Annotated in this window: 17 protein-coding genes, 1 tRNA gene and 1 other RNA gene; 15 read left to right on the top strand and 4 right to left on the bottom strand. The window is 38.0% G+C overall.

All coding sequences use genetic code 11. From position 1 onward, the window contains the following. Positions 1–20 precede the first annotated feature (20 nt). The 9 genes from ACFXN8_RS22900 to ACFXN8_RS22860 all read left to right on the top strand — a co-directional run bounded on the left by ACFXN8_RS22900 (position 21) and on the right by ACFXN8_RS22860 (position 8,492). A complete protein-coding gene (locus ACFXN8_RS22900) occupies positions 21–977 on the top strand; it encodes a cation diffusion facilitator family transporter (RefSeq protein ID WP_386847793.1) in 957 nt (318 codons plus the stop codon). 75 nt (positions 978–1,052) lie between these two features. Continuing rightward, entirely contained in the window at positions 1,053–1,385 is a 333-nt protein-coding gene (locus ACFXN8_RS22895) for a metal-sensitive transcriptional regulator (RefSeq protein WP_370083285.1), read from the top strand. A 57-nt stretch (positions 1,386–1,442) separates the two neighbouring features. Then, positions 1,443–1,649: a copper chaperone CopZ gene (gene copZ / locus ACFXN8_RS22890; RefSeq protein ID WP_376078328.1), complete on the top strand. Its 207-nt coding sequence runs from the start codon at positions 1,443–1,445 to the stop codon at positions 1,647–1,649. 81 nt (positions 1,650–1,730) lie between these two features. Then, positions 1,731–4,142: a heavy metal translocating P-type ATPase gene (locus ACFXN8_RS22885; RefSeq protein WP_386847790.1), complete on the top strand. Its 2,412-nt coding sequence runs from the start codon at positions 1,731–1,733 to the stop codon at positions 4,140–4,142. A gap of 24 nt (positions 4,143–4,166) precedes the next feature. After that, entirely contained in the window at positions 4,167–5,456 is a 1,290-nt protein-coding gene (locus tag ACFXN8_RS22880; protein WP_386847788.1) for an MFS transporter, read from the top strand. Between the two features lie 230 nt (positions 5,457–5,686). Continuing rightward, positions 5,687–6,325 (top strand): deoxynucleoside kinase, encoded by a 639-nt coding sequence (locus tag ACFXN8_RS22875; protein ID WP_376078319.1) that lies wholly within the window; start codon positions 5,687–5,689, stop codon positions 6,323–6,325. Then, positions 6,322–6,990, top strand: a complete 669-nt coding sequence (locus tag ACFXN8_RS22870) for a deoxynucleoside kinase (protein WP_370048811.1) — start codon at positions 6,322–6,324, stop codon at positions 6,988–6,990. The genes ACFXN8_RS22875 and ACFXN8_RS22870 overlap by 4 nt, the downstream gene beginning before the upstream one ends. A gap of 161 nt (positions 6,991–7,151) precedes the next feature. Further along, positions 7,152–7,679, top strand: coding sequence for an LOG family protein (locus tag ACFXN8_RS22865; protein WP_386847785.1), 528 nt, complete (start codon positions 7,152–7,154; stop codon positions 7,677–7,679). Positions 7,680–7,865: 186 nt separating this feature from the next. Next, a complete protein-coding gene (locus ACFXN8_RS22860) occupies positions 7,866–8,492 on the top strand; it encodes an RraA family protein (RefSeq protein WP_386847783.1) in 627 nt (208 codons plus the stop codon). Between the two features lie 377 nt (positions 8,493–8,869). Here ACFXN8_RS22860 and ACFXN8_RS22855 read toward each other — a convergent pair whose 3' ends face one another. The 4 genes from ACFXN8_RS22855 to ACFXN8_RS22840 all read right to left on the bottom strand — a co-directional run bounded on the left by ACFXN8_RS22855 (position 8,870) and on the right by ACFXN8_RS22840 (position 12,780). After that, complete coding sequence (locus tag ACFXN8_RS22855; RefSeq protein ID WP_376078309.1) at positions 8,870–10,144, bottom strand: cation:dicarboxylate symporter family transporter; 1,275 nt, start codon at positions 10,142–10,144, stop codon at positions 8,870–8,872. 91 nt (positions 10,145–10,235) lie between these two features. Further along, a complete protein-coding gene (locus ACFXN8_RS22850) occupies positions 10,236–11,114 on the bottom strand; it encodes a response regulator (protein WP_376078306.1) in 879 nt (292 codons plus the stop codon). Next, positions 11,115–12,377: an ATP-binding protein gene (locus ACFXN8_RS22845; protein ID WP_386847780.1), complete on the bottom strand. Its 1,263-nt coding sequence runs from the start codon at positions 12,375–12,377 to the stop codon at positions 11,115–11,117. A 310-nt stretch (positions 12,378–12,687) separates the two neighbouring features. Next, a tRNA-Ser gene (locus ACFXN8_RS22840) sits at positions 12,688–12,780 on the bottom strand. A 170-nt stretch (positions 12,781–12,950) separates the two neighbouring features. Between ACFXN8_RS22840 and ffs the strand changes: the two genes are divergently transcribed. The 6 genes from ffs to ACFXN8_RS22810 all read left to right on the top strand — a co-directional run bounded on the left by ffs (position 12,951) and on the right by ACFXN8_RS22810 (position 17,157). Then, positions 12,951–13,218: signal recognition particle sRNA large type (gene ffs, locus ACFXN8_RS22835), an RNA gene on the top strand. A gap of 367 nt (positions 13,219–13,585) precedes the next feature. Next, a complete protein-coding gene (dnaX, locus tag ACFXN8_RS22830) occupies positions 13,586–15,373 on the top strand; it encodes a DNA polymerase III subunit gamma/tau (protein ID WP_376078302.1) in 1,788 nt (595 codons plus the stop codon). A 21-nt stretch (positions 15,374–15,394) separates the two neighbouring features. Continuing rightward, on the top strand, positions 15,395–15,709 hold the full coding sequence (locus tag ACFXN8_RS22825; RefSeq protein ID WP_376078299.1) for a YbaB/EbfC family nucleoid-associated protein: 315 nt from the start codon (positions 15,395–15,397) through the stop codon (positions 15,707–15,709). Between the two features lie 11 nt (positions 15,710–15,720). After that, a complete protein-coding gene (gene recR / locus ACFXN8_RS22820; protein ID WP_079564088.1) occupies positions 15,721–16,317 on the top strand; it encodes a recombination mediator RecR in 597 nt (198 codons plus the stop codon). 13 nt (positions 16,318–16,330) lie between these two features. Beyond that, positions 16,331–16,546 carry a YaaL family protein gene (locus ACFXN8_RS22815; RefSeq protein WP_376078295.1) on the top strand — a complete coding sequence of 72 codons (216 nt, stop codon included), beginning with the start codon at positions 16,331–16,333 and terminating at the stop codon, positions 16,544–16,546. 338 nt (positions 16,547–16,884) lie between these two features. Beyond that, positions 16,885–17,157 (top strand): pro-sigmaK processing inhibitor BofA family protein, encoded by a 273-nt coding sequence (locus ACFXN8_RS22810; RefSeq protein ID WP_376078293.1) that lies wholly within the window; start codon positions 16,885–16,887, stop codon positions 17,155–17,157. The last annotated feature ends 320 nt before the right edge of the window (positions 17,158–17,477 follow it).

Below are 17,477 nucleotides of genomic sequence, written 5' to 3'. Positions count from 1 at the left end.
AGTTAATGGAGGGATAAAACATGGGACATAATCATGATCATGGCCATGATCATACACATGGCGCAAATAAAAAGATATTAATACTATCATTTATTATTATTACGAGTTATATGGTTGTTGAAGCGATTGGTGGCTATTTAACAAATAGTTTGGCTCTTTTATCCGATGCAGGACATATGTTAAGTGACTCCATTTCATTAGCGATAGCCTTACTTGCTTTTATGTTTGGAGAAAAGGCAGCAAGCTATAGTAAAACATACGGTTATAAACGATTTGAAATTTTAGCAGCGGTATTGAATGGTGTGACTTTAATTTTAATTGCTTTATTCATTTTCTATGAAGCAATAGAACGTTTTGCAAATCCACCAGAAGTGGCAACAACAGGCATGTTGATTATTAGTACAATCGGTCTTTTGGTAAATATTTTGGTAGCTTGGATTATGATGCGCGGCAGTGATACAAAAGATAATTTAAATATGCGTGGAGCTTATTTACACGTATTAAGTGATATGCTTGGATCTGTAGGGGCCATCGTTGCCGCACTATTAATTATGTTCTTTGGTTGGGGTTGGGCTGATCCACTTGCGAGTGTTATTGTTGCCGCATTAGTATTGCGAAGCGGATACTATGTAACGAAGGCTGCTATCCATGTTCTAATGGAAGGAACACCTTCAAACGTTGATGTTCAAGAGATCATACAAACTATTATACAAACAAACGGTGTTCATAGCATTCACGATTTACACATTTGGACAATAACAAGTGGAGCAAATGCACTTTCCTGTCATGCAGTTGTTGAGGATCAGTTAAAAATTACGGATAGTGAGCATATATTACGAGAAATTGAACATAATCTTGAGCATAAGGGCATAAAGCATGTAACGATTCAATTGGAAACAGTAGCGCACAAGCACGATAATTCAATTTTGTGTACAATAAAAAATGAGCAGTCGAATCATCACCACCATCATCATTAACTAAAATAAAAATTTTAAGCTTTACATACCCTTCGTGGGTATAGTATGATGATTATGAAGTAGGAGGTGCATTTAATGGAGGATATAGTGAAAGAGGACGCTTGTCATACAGAGGAAGCTACGTCGTGTCGAAAAAGCCATCACCCTGAACGCGTAAAAAAAGATTTAACGACTCGTTTGAATCGAGTTGAAGGTCAAATCCGCGGTATTAAAGGGATGATTGAAAAAGACGTTTACTGTGATGATATTATTACGCAACTGTCTGCCACACAGTCTGCTTTAAATAGTGTAGCAAAGATATTATTAGAAGGTCATTTAAAGGGATGTGTAGTAGATCGCCTATCGGAAGGTGATGAGGCAGTGTTAGACGAATTAGTAGTGACTATCCAAAAATTAATGAAGAAGTAAAATTTTTTAATAAATATATACCCCTATATAGTATCTAAATTAAAGGAGAGATATTTTATGCAAAATGTAACTTTAAACGTACAAGGAATGTCATGTGGACATTGTGTAAACTCAGTGGAAAAAAGTGTTGGAGCTTTAGCTGGCGTTGAACAAGTAAAAGTAAACTTAGCTGATGGTTTAGTAGATGTAGCATTTGATGGAACACAAGTATCTCTAGACCAAATTAAAGAAACAATCGATGATCAAGGCTATGACGTTAAATAATATAAATAGGGTGCTCATGTAGCACTCTATTATTTTCAATTACACATACCCCCTGTTGGTATGTGGGGAGGAGAAATGATCATGAGTTCAGAAATAAAAGAAGCGAATTTGCAAATTACAGGTATGACGTGTGCAGCCTGTGCAACTCGTATAGAAAAAGGTTTAAATAAAATGGATGGTGTAGAACAAGCGACAGTTAATTTAGCTCTTGAAAAATCATCCATTAAATATGATTCGACAAAATTAAATGAAGAAGATTTTGAAAAGAAAATTGAAGCACTTGGTTATGGTGTCGTGAAACAAAAAACTGAATTCAACATTACAGGCATGACATGTGCAGCCTGTGCTACACGTATAGAGAAGGGTATAAATAAACTAGCAGGTGTGTCCTCTACGAACGTAAACTTAGCACTCGAAAAAGCAACTATTGAGTTTAACCCATCTGAGGTGACGATTGCAGATATTATTGCAAAGGTTGAGAAATTAGGATATGAGGCTCATCAAAAAGCAGATGAGCAAGAAACTGCGGATCATCGTGAACAGGCCATCAAACAACAGCAAAAAAAATTTATTTTATCGGCTATTCTTTCATTACCATTATTGTGGACGATGGTAGGACACTTCTCATTTACATCATTTTTATATGTCCCTGAGTTTTTAATGAATCCGTGGGTACAAATGGTGTTGGCTACTCCTGTTCAATTTATCATCGGGAAGCAATTTTATGTGGGAGCCTACAAAGCTTTACGTAATGGTAGTGCCAATATGGATGTACTTGTAGTAATGGGAACATCTGCGGCGTATTTTTATAGTGTATATCAAGCAATTATTACTGTTGGATCACATCATGCCCCACATCTATATTTTGAAACAAGTGCCGTATTGATTACTTTAATTTTATTAGGAAAATTATTTGAAGCGAAAGCGAAAGGTCGCTCATCTGAAGCAATCAAAAAATTAATGGGCCTTCAGGCAAAAACGGCCATCGTGGTTCGTGATGATGTAGAGAAAGAAGTGCCATTAGAAGAAGTAGTCATTGGTGACATTATTTTAGTGAAACCTGGTGAAAAAATTCCTGTTGATGGTGAGGTATTAGAAGGAACGACAGCTGTAGATGAATCGATGTTAACAGGGGAAAGTTTACCTGTTGATAAAAAGCAAGGTGATTTATTATTCGGTTCTACTATTAATAAAAATGGCTTTATTAAAATGACAGCGACTAAAGTCGGTCGCGATACAGCCTTAGCTCAAATTATTAAAGTTGTAGAAGATGCACAAGGCTCCAAAGCGCCAATCCAGCGTTTAGCAGACCAAATTTCGGGCGTCTTTGTACCAATCGTTGTTGGCATTGCGTTTGTCACGTTTTTAATTTGGATTATTTGGGTACGACCTGGTGAATTTACGCCAGCACTTGAAGTATTAATTGCAGTTCTCGTTATCGCTTGTCCATGTGCGCTCGGATTGGCAACACCAACATCTATTATGGCGGGTTCTGGGCGTGCAGCGGAATTTGGTATTTTATTTAAAGGTGGAGAGCATTTAGAGCAAACACAAAGTATCGATACAGTAGTTGTTGATAAAACAGGTACAGTGACACATGGCAAACCTGTATTAACGGATGTTGTATTAGCGGCAAACCAAGACGAAGCGCATTTTTTATCGTTAATTGGTGCAGCAGAGAAGCAATCCGAGCATCCGTTAGCAGAAGCAATTGTCCAAGGAATTGCTGATCGCGGTATTGACCTAGGAGATGTTCAATTCTTTGAAGCAATACCAGGTTACGGTGTGCAAGCGACTGTATCTGGTCAAGGAGTTGTCATCGGTACTCGTAAATTGATGCAACAATACGGTATTCATATTGATGATATCCTACCAACAATGGAGCAATTAGAGGAAAATGGTAAAACGGCCATGTTAGCTGCGATTAACGGTCAGTATGCTGGCCTAGTAGCGGTTGCTGATACAGTGAAAGATACTTCAAAAGAAGCGGTTAGTCGTCTACAGGAAATGGGCATTACCGTTATTATGATGACTGGTGATAATGAACGTACAGCACAAGCAATTGGAGCAGAAGTTGGTGTGGATCATGTGATTGCTGAAGTTCTTCCAGAAGGCAAAGCGGATGAAGTGAAAAAACTGCAAGCTACAGGTAAAAAAGTAGCGATGGTTGGTGATGGCATTAACGATGCACCAGCACTTGCGACAGCGAATATTGGAATGGCGATTGGTACCGGTACAGACGTGGCTATGGAAGCAGCGGATATCACACTAATTCGTGGCGATTTAAACAGTATTGCGGATGCTATCATCATGAGTCGTAAAACAATGCGCAACATTAAACAAAACTTATTCTGGGCATTTGCTTACAATTCATTAGGTATTCCAATTGCCGCAATCGGTTTACTAGCTCCTTGGGTAGCAGGTGCAGCGATGGCTTTTAGTTCAGTATCTGTCGTTTTAAATGCACTGCGTTTACAGCGAGTTAAATTATAATTATGAACAGTTTAGAGGTGTTTTATGGTTAATAAATCTTCAATAACAATGGAGCAATATGTCCATTCAACAAACGCACAACAAAAGCTATATAAGCGTACTCTTTTAATCGTGCTGATGTCGCAAATATTTGGTGGAGCAGGGCTAGCAGCAGGGATTACTGTAGGAGCATTGCTAGCAAAAGATATGTTAGGAACAGAAAGCTTTGCAGGTTTACCTTCTGCTCTATTTACCCTTGGCTCCGCATTATCAGCATTTATTGTCGGCCAGCTTTCACAGCGCTTAGGTAGACGCTACGGTTTATCGTTCGGTTTTATAGCGGGCGGTATTGGTGCAATCGGTGTGATTATTGCGGCTAATATGAACAGTATCGTGTTGTTATTTTTAGCTTTATTTGTGTATGGCGCGGGAACGTCTACAAATTTACAGGCACGTTATGCGGGAACCGATTTAGCAAATGAAAAACAACGTGCAACAGCTACAAGTATAGCGATGGTAGCTACAACGTTCGGAGCAGTTGCAGGGCCTAATTTAGTGACGCCTATGGGGGAAGTCGCAAAAGCACTCAATATGCCCGCATTAGTAGGCCCATTTATTTTAGCCGCTGTTGCATATACTTTAGCAGGCCTTACGCTATTTATTTTTCTTCGTCCAGATCCATTATTAATTGCAAAGGCCATTGCTGCCGAGCAATATAAGCAACAAAGTAAAATGGCTGATGCGTCTGCTACGACAAATAGTCATGTAAATCGTATTGGAATTTTCATAGGAGCGCTTGTATTAGTTTTATCTCATGTTATTATGGTCGCTATTATGACAATGACTCCTATTCATATGCAGGGACATGGTAGCGGTTTAAGTGCTATTGGGATGGTCATAGGATTGCATGTCGCAGCGATGTATTTACCATCCCTTGGAACAGGCATACTCGTCGATAAAGTTGGACGAACTTTTGTCGTCATTGCTTCAGGGGTTATTTTGGCAGCGGCAGGCTTAGTTGCAGCATTTGCTCCAGGTGATTCTTTGCTTTGGCTAACGGTTGCCCTCGTATTACTAGGTTTAGGTTGGAATTTTGGCTTGATTAGTGGTACAGCGATTATTATTGACTCAACGACGATTCACAGCCGCGCAAAAACACAAGGCTCGGTAGATGTTTGGGTTGCTCTCGGTGGCTCAGCGGGTAGTCTATTATCAGGAGTTGTCGTAGCGTACACAAGCTATACGATTTTAGGCTTTATCGGGATGTATGTAGCGTTACTTTTAGTGTCAGTGGTCTTATGGACGAAATACAAAGCTAAAAGCAATTTTAATTGAATCTCCTATACTTTTAGACTGTAGAGAAAAATTAAATAGCTATATAAATGATGGCTCACCTCGGTGGGTCTATTTTTTTGTCGTTTTTTATCATCTGTCTTAATAGAGCAATAGTTTGATTCTGTTTTTCATTTTCTCACTATGATACAATGAAAAGCACTGAATATAAAAAACCTCGAGGACGAGGTAACTAACGATAGAATCCATAGAACATAAAGGAGGAGCTTCTGGTGACGGTTCCATTTGTTACGGTAGAAGGTCCGATTGGTGTTGGTAAAACCTCTTTATCGAAAGAGATTGCAGCGACATTTAATTACCATCTATTAAAAGAAATAGTAGACGAAAACCCTTTTCTAAATAAGTTTTATGAAAACATAGAGGAATGGAGCTTCCAAACGGAAATGTTCTTCCTATGTAATCGCTATAAACAATTATCGGATATAAAAAAATTCCGTTTAACACATGATAAACCTGTTGTAGCGGACTACCACATTTTTAAAAATTTAATATTTGCAAAGCGTACATTGGCATCAACTGAGTATGAGAAATACGAGGAAATCTATAAAATATTAACGAAAGATATGCCTGTACCTAATGTAGTTGTTTATTTACATGCCAGTGTTGATACGTTGATGAAACGTATTGCGATGCGCGGTCGTGAATTTGAAAAAATGATTTCACGAGATTACATGGAGCAACTGGTGGCAGATTATCATTCCTTTATCGAGCATTTTGAGAAGATGCATCCCGAGATTCCTATTATTCGATTTAATGGTGATCAGCTTGATTTCGTAAAAAATCCAAATGATTTGACATATGTTTTACAAACAATAAAGGACACGTTACAACAAAGGAGTTTGCAACAATGAATTTGAGAGAAAAATACGATATTCCACCACAAACGGTCATTACAATCGCTGGTACGGTTGGTGTAGGAAAATCAACGATGACAAAGGCGTTGGCAGAGGCACTAAATTTCCGTACGTCATTTGAAAAGGTGGATACGAATCCATATTTAGATAAATTTTATGAGGACTTTGAAAAATGGAGCTTCCATTTACAGGTGTATTTTTTAGCGGAGCGTTTTAAGGAGCAGAAGCGAATCTTTGAATATGGCGGCGGATTTATTCAAGATCGCTCCATCTACGAAGATACAGGGATTTTTGCGAAGATGCACTATGACAAAGGTACAATGAGCCCAACAGATTATGAGACGTATACAAATTTATTTGATGCGATGGTGATGACACCGTACTTCCCGCATCCAGATTTGCTTGTTTATCTAGAGGGGCCAATTGATGATGTAATTGGCCGTATTCAAGAGCGTGGACGTTCAATGGAGCAACAAACACCGAATGATTATTGGATTGAAATGCATGAACGCTATGAGAACTGGATCAATAATTTTAATTCATGCCCGGTTCTACGTTTAGATATCAATGATTATGATTTATTAAAAAATCCTGAAGCAATTGAATCAATTGTGAGCCGCATCAGTCATATGCTAAAACAAACAAGTCATTTACGTAAATAAGAAATAGACTATGCTTAAAGTTTAACGTATAGTAAGGAAAACTTTGCGTTCTGGCCGCAGAAACAAGTAATTGAAGAAAATAAATCATCAAAAGACGTGAGACAATATATAGCCTATTGTGTCACGTCTTTTGAGTAGGAGGGATTGTTATAAGAATAGCGGTGTATTGCGGTTCTGGCTTAGGCATAAATCCAATTTATGCAGAGAAGGCAGCCGAGTTAGGGACTGTATTAGCTCAAAATGGTCATGGTGTCGTTTATGGTGGTTCGAAAACAGGACTGATGGGAAAAGTAGCAGACGCAGTATTAGAAGCTGGCGGAGAAGTTGTTGGTGTGATGCCAACTCATTTGCAGAAGCGGGAATTAGCACATGCCTCGTTAACAGAGATTCATTTTGTGGAGTCTATGCATGTACGTAAAGCCAAAATGGTAGAGTTAGCAGATGCTTTTATAGCTTTACCCGGTGGTGGTGGGACAATGGATGAATATTTTGAAGTGTTTACGTGGGCGCAAATTGGACTACATGAAAAGCCCGTAATTTTATACAATGTAAATAGCTTTTATGATGCGCTTTTACAACACTTTCAGAAAATGCTTGAGGAAGGTTTTATACGAACAGAACAAAAACCACTTATTCGTGTAGCTACTACATCGGAGGAAGTATTACATTTATTAAAAGAACAGGGGTAACTTTTGCGCATGTTTTTTAATAAATGATGCGTTCTAATTGCCCAAATTGCCACAAAAAAATTACCCCGCTCGGTAATATAATCCGAATTAATATTTCGTAATTTTCTGAAATATATTGAAATAGTAGATACATTTTATTTACAATAATTGAGTAAGTTTTCATAAATCATAATAGGGGTGTTATTGATGACAAAAGTGGAAGTAAGTTTTAAGCATTTGCCAACGACTGCAGTTTCAGATGCGACAGGGGGACATACGAATTTACGGAGTGATATTAAACCGTTAGCGGATCATTATAAAATTGCTGGTCGTGCGGTAACAGTACGTTTACCAGATGGTGAAAATGGTGCAGTATTGGAAGCCATTCGTGCTGCTAGAGAAGGAGATATTTTAGTAATTGATGCTAAAGGGAGTACCAATCGTGCAGTTGCTGGTGATTTTGTTCTTTCATTAGCGAAGGGTATTGGTATACAGGGCGTTGTCGTTGATGGTGTTATTCGTGATATTGCAGCTATTCGTGAGCTAGATTTCCCTGTATTTTCACTTGGCACAACGGTAGCAGCTGGCCATAAAAATGGAGGTGGGGAAGTAAATGTTCCTATTGCTATTGGGGGCGTTACTGTTCATCCTGGCGATTATATTATTGGGGATATGGATGGTGTTGTTGTCGTGCCTCAGAATGATGCAGAGCGTATGGTTGCAGCTGCTGAGGCCAAAATCCAAAAGGATGAAATACGTGCACAAGAAGCACACGTAAGTGGGAAAGAATCAATTATTGCTTATTTAGATAAAGTTTTAGCTTCTTTCAGCTAATGTTATTTGTAGCGACAGCAACACGGTTTTAACTATGCGAAAGCGAAGCGACAGCAACACGGTTTTAACTATGCGAAAGCGAAGCGACAGCAACAAGGTTTTAACTGTGCGAAAGCGAAGCGACAGCAACAAGGTTTTAACTGTGCGAAAGCGAAGCGACAGCAACAACAACAACAACACACGACTGAGTGACCAACATCGTGCTGTTGCTGTCGCTACGTTAACACTACGCTTTCGCATAGAAAAAACTCTTTGCTGACGCTACGCTTTCGCGCAAAAAAACATTTGTTGGCCAAAAGCCTTCGGACGCAATTATGCCGAGGAATAAAAAAATCCTCACGATGCCATCCATACATCGTGAGGATTTTTTTAAATTTTTATGCTAAATTTTCATTTTCTTTAAAGTAATTTTTCATTTTCTCTGCATCGAAACGGCCTTCCCATTTCGCCATTACTAATGACGCAAGTGAGTTACCAATTACGTTAACGACTGTACGTCCCATATCAAGAATACGATCGATACCTGCGATGAATGCTAAACCTTCAATTGGAATGCCGACAGTACCTAAAGTTGCTAGAAGCACAACGAAGGATACTCCTGGAACACCTGCAATCCCTTTAGATGTAACCATTAATACAAGCATTAACGTAATTTGTTCACCAATGCTTAGGTGAATACCGTACATTTGAGCAATAAATAATGCAGCAATAGCTTGGTACAGTGTAGAACCATCTAAGTTAAAGGAGTAACCGGTTGGAATAACAAAGGATACGATATCCTTTGGAGCACCTAGTTTCTCCATTTTCATCATAACTCGCGGTAATACAGCTTCAGAACTTGCTGTTGAGAACGCTAAAATCAGCTCATCTTTTAGTACCTTGATTAAGAAGAAGATACTGATACCTGCAAATTTGGCCACAAGACCAAGAACGACAAAGATAAAGAATAGCATTGTTGCATAAACAAGTATAGCGAGTTTGCCAAGTGGTATTAGTGAAGCGAATCCATATTTGGAAACGGTTACACCAATTAAACCAAATACCCCAATTGGAGCGAATTTCATTACGAGGTTAGTTACCCAGAACATGGTATCTGCTACCCCTTGGAAGAAGTTTAATACTGGTTTACCTCGTTCGCCAATGGCAGCAACCCCTAAACCAAAAATAACTGAGAAGAAAATAATAGCAAGCATATCACCTTCAGACATTGCCTGAATGATATTTGTCGGTACTATACCTACAATAATATCAAATGGTCCTTCATGCTGTACTTCTTCTGTAGTTGCAACGTATTTCGAAATATCTCCTTTAGAGAGCTCGTTCATGTTTATGCCCGCGCCTGGTTGGAATAAGTTTGCGGAAAGTAAACCAATTACAATTGCTACTGTTGTAATAACTTCGAAGTAAATAAGCGATTTCCCGCCTAATCGTCCAAGTTGTTTCATATCTCCAGTGCCAGCAACACCAACGATTAAAGTGGAAATAATAATCGGTACAACGATCATTTTAATTAGATGAAGGAAAATATCACCTAGAGGTTGTAAATATGTTTCGATTTTTGGACTTCCGTAAAAGATTCCGCCAACAATAATCCCTAAAATCAAACCGACTAAAATTTGAGTGGCTAAACTGATTCTAAATTTCTTCTTCAAAACCTTAGTACCTCCTAATATTAAAATTTTTAGGACTTGCCTTACTTTAATAATACGGAGGACTTATGAAATCCGACAAAATCCGAGAAAATTAATTTACTTTTGTTAAAATGTCTGAATATAACACCTGAATAAACTTCTTAATATTAACTTTTGCTTTGCGATTTTTGTGATCTTCTATCTGAGTCATAAGCAGACGAATTTCTTTAAAGTCAAAGTATCGAGGTGCATAATATTCAAATTCGGAGTTTGTATAATCTACGACACCTAAATTGGCGAGATTTATCATCGCTGCTAATATAGTACGGCGCACACGCTGTTCAATGGCTTTACTTTCCTTCAAAATTTCATCGGGTGTAGCCTTTGTGACAACTGCAATTTCCTCATAAAGCTCCTTTAATGGAGGAAGCGGTGCAATTTTGTGCTGATGAGCAAGCAATGTTTCGATAATAGCTATAATATCTTCGCTTCCGATTTCACCAACGATACCCATATCATTTAAGATAGATTGAATATGATCACGTGACGTTGCTTTATGATTTATTTGTTCACTTAGATCAATATTTGTAAGTGACTGGCGAATAATAAGCAATGAATTTTTTAAGCGAAATTGTTCAGTTGTTTTACGTAAAACATTCTCGACTTCAATACGGTTTATAGGCTTATGAATAAAGAAATCTATACCTTGCTCATATGCCTCACCAACCATTTCCTTATTCACGACCTGAGAAATCATGACAAATTGCCCCTCAAAACGATTTTGAATAAGTTGTTCGACTGTTGCTATTCCATCAAGCTTAGGCATAAGCAAATCGATCAGTACAAACTCTGGCTGAGTCATTAAAATTTGTGGAATGGCATCTTCGCCATTACGTGCTTCACCAATTACTGTACCTAAACCACCATCTTCAATAATTTGCTTTAACATGACCCGACTTGCTCGATCATCATCTACAATAAAATACCTCATTTAAGTCTCTCCCGTTTGAATAGTTTGCGTAGGAACTTTAATTTTAAACATCGTGTTTTGATTGTTTGATTCAACGGATATTGAGCCATTTAATTTATTTACTAATTCAACAACGTGTGAAAGCCCAATACCTGTAGCTGCGACACCGTCTACATTGTATTTTGTGGTGTATCCAGGTTCAAAAATAATAGAGAGATTACTTTGTGGAATTCCCTTCCCATTATCACATACTGTTATTACAGTATCATCCTGTTGCTGCTGAATGGCAATAGAAATGACACCCTGACCCTCAATTGCTTCAATAGCATTAGCTGTTAAATTATTCAAAAGTGCAAGCAATGCAATATGTTCATTCGTTTGAAAATCGATGTTAATATTTATTGTAAACTCTATTTCTTTCCCAAGAAAATTAGCATACTTACTGTTACCGTCTTCAATATAATGTAATAGCTCCGACAATCTAAGGGAGCCAAAGCTCTTATCACCAACAATTTTAGAAATACCTGCATAAATGCGTTGAGAATCCTTCTTTACTTCATGAATTTCCTGGGCAATATGGAGTGCCTGTAAACTTTCTGCGCGATAGCCTAACGATTTTAATTGTCGATATAATTCAAACCCACTAACTGTAATTGCTTCTATGTGGTTCATAGATTTTTTTAAATAAAGTGTCTCAACATATAAATCTGAACCAATCGTAAGCATTTCTTGAACACGTTTTTTTTGCTCAGCAATTAAAATGGAACTATAAATACCAACTACAAAGAAACTACGTAATAAAGCTACTGCTAATAATATAAGCAAATCATGGAGTAATAAAAAAGTATTAGCATTTATAAAAAAACGAAATAGTTGTTCCACTAAATTACTAAATACTTCACTAAAAGCAACTAGTAATCCAAGCATTAGTGGTTTTTCTCTATATTGATGAATACTTAAAATTTGTAGGCATATTGCAAACGAAATATAAAATGCAGCTGCAGGTAAATGTATTAGTAAACTATCGACTACTGGAACATCATGTAAAGAGTAATTAATGATAACTCGAAAAATGGTTGTCACGATGCTCGTAGTAAATCCAGCTAAAATGATAGAAGTGGGTCTAAGTAGAGTGCATAAAAAGAAAATGATACTGCCTAATCCGAAACGAAAAGGTGTATTAGCGAAAGGCATTATTTTAATCTCACTACCGATAGCAGTTAATAGAGCAATTATGAAAATCCAAGTGAGGGAAGCACGAGATAAATAAAATTTCGAGTGCATAAAAAGATCCTCCCTAATCAATTTTAACGGAGCAATATAGCAAAGAAAAGATATGCTAAAGAACTCGTTACGTCTTTGAAATAAAAGTAATTGTACCACTACTTTTGATGTTACGGTGGGGCGGAACGTGACTTCGAAACGAAAGCGCATTTGTTTAGATAAAATAATACTATAGATTATTCCCGTTTATAAAATCATACTTTACAATAAAAAAAATACCACAACCTAAGTGGAAGTGGCATCTAGTAAGTGTTACATATAATTTTTGGGCAAAAAAAAACGGCTACATTTGTAGTCGGAATTTTAAAACTGGAGGAGGTAGAGGGATTCGAACCCCCGCGCGGTGTTACCCGCCTGTCGGTTTTCAAGACCGATCCCTTCAGCCAGACTTGGGTATACCTCCATGTTGTTTTGTTGCATTGTCTCATCGACAAAAATAAATTTATCATATTTTGAAATACTCGTCAACAGGTTTTTTATAATTTCTTTTTTACAGTGCAGATAGAATATTCCACACAAATATTATGTGTATTAAGTTGCAATTTATGAAAACAGTTAGTATACTAGTTATTGCCGTGCTAGGTGGGAAGGTAGCGGTGTCCTGTAACTCGCAATCCGCTCTAGCGAGACTGAATTCCTTTTTCGAGGCTGTCCGTATTGTTTGGTCTGCCTTTTGCACGTAGTGTTGACGATTGGGTCCTGCGCAATGGATACCCATGAACCATGTCAGGTCCGGAAGGAAGCAGCATTAAGTGGTCTTATTCATGTGCCGCGGGGTTGCCTAATCTGAGCTAACGACAAGAGTAACGCTTATGTGCGGCTGTCGAAGAAAGGTGCACGGCATTAAATTGCCAATTCAAACGCATCCGTCTACAAAAGGCGGATGCGTTTTTTTATTATGTTTACAAGTTGTTTTTTTATTTTGATTTTATACTATTTGTTAGGTTTTTTAGACGGAGGGGCAGTTGCCGGAACGTTTGAGGGATCTACAAATTGTACCAAAGCAACGGATAAGATAGCACATAAAAGAGAGGTAGGAAGATTTACTTTAGCCTCCCTTATAAGTGAGCTGGAATTATTATATTTCTATTGAAAAGCGAAAAACAATCGTCCTGATTTTTTAAAAAACGACGACACTATTTTATAAATAATGAAGCAAATGCTATAATAGAACTATTCTATATAATGAAGAAGAGGAGAGGAAACCATTGACGTATCAAGCATTTTATCGTGTGTATCGACCGCAATCATTCCGAGAAATGTCAGGTCAAGCACATGTCAAAAGAACGCTACAAAATGCTCTCCTAGCGAATAAAACAACGCATGCTTATTTATTTTCAGGCCCACGTGGTACTGGGAAAACAAGTACGGCTAAAATTTTTGCAAAGGCTTTAAACTGTGAGCATGCACCATCAAAAGAGCCTTGTAATGAATGTGCTACTTGTTTAAGCATTACAGAAGGTTCTCACCCAGATGTTATTGAATTTGACGCGGCGTCTAATTCACGCGTTGAAGAAATACGAGATATCATTGAGAAAGTTCGATTTGCTCCTGCGAGTAGCAGATATAAAGTGTATATCATTGATGAAGTGCATATGCTTTCTACAAGCGCTTTCAATGCCCTTTTAAAGACATTAGAAGAACCACCTGCTCATGCTGTATTTATTTTAGCAACGACAGAGCCTCATAAATTGCCTGCAACGATTATTTCGCGATGTCAGCGCTTTGATTTCAAACGTCTTTCAACTAATGATATTATTGAGCGCATGAAAGTGGTATTAGAGGATATTCAGTTACCATTTGAGGAACAAGGTTTAAAGGTAATTGCACAATCAGCAGCTGGTGGTATGCGTGATGCTTTAAGCTTATTGGATCAGGTTGTATCCTTCAGTGGAGAAAAGTTGAAGCTTGAGGATACATTACTTGTGACAGGTTCTATTAGTCAGGAGATTTTCTATGAATTAGCAGAAGCTCTTAAAGGTAAAGATGTCGCACAAATGCTTGCGTTATTAGAACAGCTTATTGCGGATGGGAAAGATCCTCTTCGACTTTCAGAGGACTTGATTACATTTTTCCGGGATTTATTACTACTGCAAACAAGTGAAGATTTGGCTGAATTATTAGAGCTAGTATCACCAGAGGAGCGAGTATTTACATTAGCGCATGATTTTGCACCGGATTTGCTCTATGGCTACATTGATATTTTAGCGAAAACACAGCAAGAAATGCGGTTCTCCCACCATACAAAAATTTACTTAGAAACAGCGTTACTTAAAATGGTGCAGTTTTCGGGAGGGGCAGTAGGTCAGACTGCCACTTCAGGTGAGGTAGCTATGAGCCCTGAGCTCGCTCAAAAAATCGTGGCACTTGAGCAGATGGTGCAACAACTATCAGCCCAATTACAAGCTGGTGCTCCTGTGCAAACGGCGCAATCACCAAAAGAACAACGTCCGCGAGCAAAAAGTCCAAATGGCTATAAAGCACCAACAGGCCGTATTCAAGAGATACTAAAAGATGCTACAAAGCAAGATGTGCAACGTATCAAATCGGTTTGGGCACAGGCATTAAGCCAACTGCAAAAATCTCAGTCAGCTCTTTTAGCAGAGGCAGAACCTGTTGCGGCATCATCAAGTGCTTTTGTGTTAAAATTCAAGTATGATATTCATTGTCAAATGGTTGCTGAGAATCAATCCCTAAAAGCTCATTTCACACAATTAATTGCAGGGCAAACTGGTACTATGTATGAAATGCTTTGTACGCCTGAAGAGACTTGGTTAAAATTACGTGAAGAGTTTATTCGTGATCATGGCTTACAGCAGGAGAATAAATCTCAGAATGAAACCGATCATGAAATGGAATTAACAGAACCACCACCGGCAGAAATGCCAGAAGGGCCGTTTATCGACGATGCTCAACCGCTTGCTTCACAAGATCCACTTGTGACGGAAGCAGAAAAGCTGTTCGGTAAAGATTTTATTGAAATTGTTGAAGACTAATCATTTAGGAGGAATATGTTTATGCGTGGAATGGGAAATATGCAAGGTATGATGAAAAAAATGCAAAAAATGCAAAAAGAAATGATGGAGGCTCAAGAGGCTTTAAACGCAGAGCGATTTGAAGGCGCAGCTGGTGGCGGTATGGTGAAAGTATCTGTAACTGGTCAACGTGAAGTCGTAGAAGTAAATCTTGATCCATCAGTAGTAGATCCAGACGATATCGAAATGCTACAAGATTTAATCGTTATTGCTACAAATGAAGCATTGAAAAAAGTAGATGAAAAAACAAATGCAACAATGGGTAAATTCACTCAGGGCATGAACCTTCCATTCTAGGAGGTAAAAAAATGTACTACCCAGAACCTATATCGAAACTGATTGATAGTTTTATGAAATTGCCAGGTATCGGGCCGAAGACCGCGGCTCGTCTGGCGTTTTTTGTACTAACAATGAAAGAGGATGACGTTTTGTCCTTTTCAAAGGCATTAATTGATGCTAAACGAAATTTAAGCTACTGCTCCGTATGTGGCAATATAACTGATGTAGATCCATGCCATATTTGTACGGACAAACAACGAAATCATTCTATTATTTGTGTTGTTCAAGATACAAAAGATGTGATTGCAATGGAAAAAATGCGTGATTTCAATGGTATGTATCATGTATTACAGGGAGCTATTTCACCTATGGATGGTGTTGGTCCAGAGGATATTAATGTCGCTTCCCTGCTAGTTCGTTTGCAAGATGAGACTGTTCAGGAACTTATTTTAGCCACGAATTCAACTATTGAAGGCGAGGCAACAGCTATGTATATTTCTCGTCTAGTGAAGCCATCTGGTATTCGAACAACACGGATTGCTCATGGACTACCAGTAGGTGGAGATTTAGAATATGCAGATGAAGTAACGTTATCGAAGGCAATGGAAGGTCGCCGAGAATTGTGAGTGAGGGATTAATATGTTCTTCCGCAGTAAGGGAAAATTAAAAAAAGAATTCGATGACAAGCTTGTGAGTCTTATAAAAGAAACAAAAGAGGATTTACAGCAAGCAAAGATAATTGAAGAGTTCCTAGATGACTATGATTTAGAAGCAATTGCTCAACGAAAAGTGGCGGAGAGTATACATTTTTATTTGTTTAAGGAAGCTAGAATTCGGAGAGTATTGATTAAATAATAGTTTTCAACTTATTTCAGCGGGTGTCCAAACATCCGCTGAAATAAGTTAATATAGGATGTTAACCTAAATCCATCGCATCCTTGCGATAACGGCTAACTGACCTGCATCGGTAAAAACGCCACGTCCTGGCATTACCGAAATGGCCGACATCGTGTAGGCCCTCGTGTTGTTGCCGCTGACGCTTTGCTTTCGCGCAGCAGGCCTATACACAAAGCCGAATCCGGACGCATTGTTTATCTGCGCGACAGCTACAATTATGCCGAGGAATAATTGGTATTCATAGAAGCAATATAGGAAACATAAACTTTCATAATTATATTTAAGGGGGAAACCATGTGTCGTGGTTAGTAATTATGAGTATTTGTGTGCCTGTAGTGCTTCTTTTTCTTTATATAATAATAAGACATGCCAAGATGGGTAAAATTTTAGAAGGAATGTCTGTATTTTGGTTCAGATTTGCTTTTGCCTTTCTACTATTATTTATTATTCACTTAGGCATAGGGTATGTTGGCTATAATGTACCAATTAATCTATTTTCAGTGTTCACGATTGCAATATTGGGTATTCCGGGTGTACTAGGAGTAACTGCCTTAATCTATTTCTTATAAAATACTTGCAAAGAAAAAATATTGTGGTATAGTAATAAGAGTCGTTAAGATAACCGTTGGAAAACAAATAGATTTTAAGTTTTAAAATAGTTGTTGACATTGAGTTTACGACATGATATTATATAAGAGTTGTTGCTGAAAAAAAGTAACAAAATGAACCTTGAAAACTGAACAAGCAAAACGTAATCAATAAAGTTTTTAGTAACTAACCTTGAGTTAGTGAATGAAACAAAATTTTGGACATCAAACATGATGCCAGCAAAACAATTTGAGCTAATCAAATTTCTTTTATGGAGAGTTTGATCCTGGCTCAGGACGAA

Source organism: Lysinibacillus sp. NPDC059133, assembly GCF_042755925.1.
Taxonomy (GTDB): Bacteria; Bacillota; Bacilli; order Bacillales_A; family Planococcaceae; genus Lysinibacillus.
This window is presented reverse-complemented; position numbering and strand designations above follow the sequence as displayed.

What these genes read in the sequence shown, in the direction of transcription:
- ACFXN8_RS22880 (WP_386847788.1), top strand. Translation starts at nt 4,167, where the DNA reads ATGGTTAATAAATCTTCAATAACAATGGAGCAATATGTCCATTCAACA.
- ACFXN8_RS22885 (WP_386847790.1), top strand. Translation starts at nt 1,731, where the DNA reads ATGAGTTCAGAAATAAAAGAAGCGAATTTGCAAATTACAGGTATGACG.
- ACFXN8_RS22870 (WP_370048811.1), top strand. Translation starts at nt 6,322, where the DNA reads ATGAATTTGAGAGAAAAATACGATATTCCACCACAAACGGTCATTACA.
- ACFXN8_RS22895 (WP_370083285.1), top strand. Translation starts at nt 1,053, where the DNA reads ATGGAGGATATAGTGAAAGAGGACGCTTGTCATACAGAGGAAGCTACG.
- recR (WP_079564088.1), top strand. Translation starts at nt 15,721, where the DNA reads ATGTACTACCCAGAACCTATATCGAAACTGATTGATAGTTTTATGAAA.
- ACFXN8_RS22825 (WP_376078299.1), top strand. Translation starts at nt 15,395, where the DNA reads ATGCGTGGAATGGGAAATATGCAAGGTATGATGAAAAAAATGCAAAAA.
- ACFXN8_RS22900 (WP_386847793.1), top strand. Translation starts at nt 21, where the DNA reads ATGGGACATAATCATGATCATGGCCATGATCATACACATGGCGCAAAT.
- ACFXN8_RS22850 (WP_376078306.1), bottom strand. Translation starts at nt 11,114, where the DNA reads ATGAGGTATTTTATTGTAGATGATGATCGAGCAAGTCGGGTCATGTTA.
- ACFXN8_RS22860 (WP_386847783.1), top strand. Translation starts at nt 7,866, where the DNA reads ATGACAAAAGTGGAAGTAAGTTTTAAGCATTTGCCAACGACTGCAGTT.
- ACFXN8_RS22845 (WP_386847780.1), bottom strand. Translation starts at nt 12,377, where the DNA reads ATGCACTCGAAATTTTATTTATCTCGTGCTTCCCTCACTTGGATTTTC.
- ACFXN8_RS22815 (WP_376078295.1), top strand. Translation starts at nt 16,331, where the DNA reads ATGTTCTTCCGCAGTAAGGGAAAATTAAAAAAAGAATTCGATGACAAG.
- copZ (WP_376078328.1), top strand. Translation starts at nt 1,443, where the DNA reads ATGCAAAATGTAACTTTAAACGTACAAGGAATGTCATGTGGACATTGT.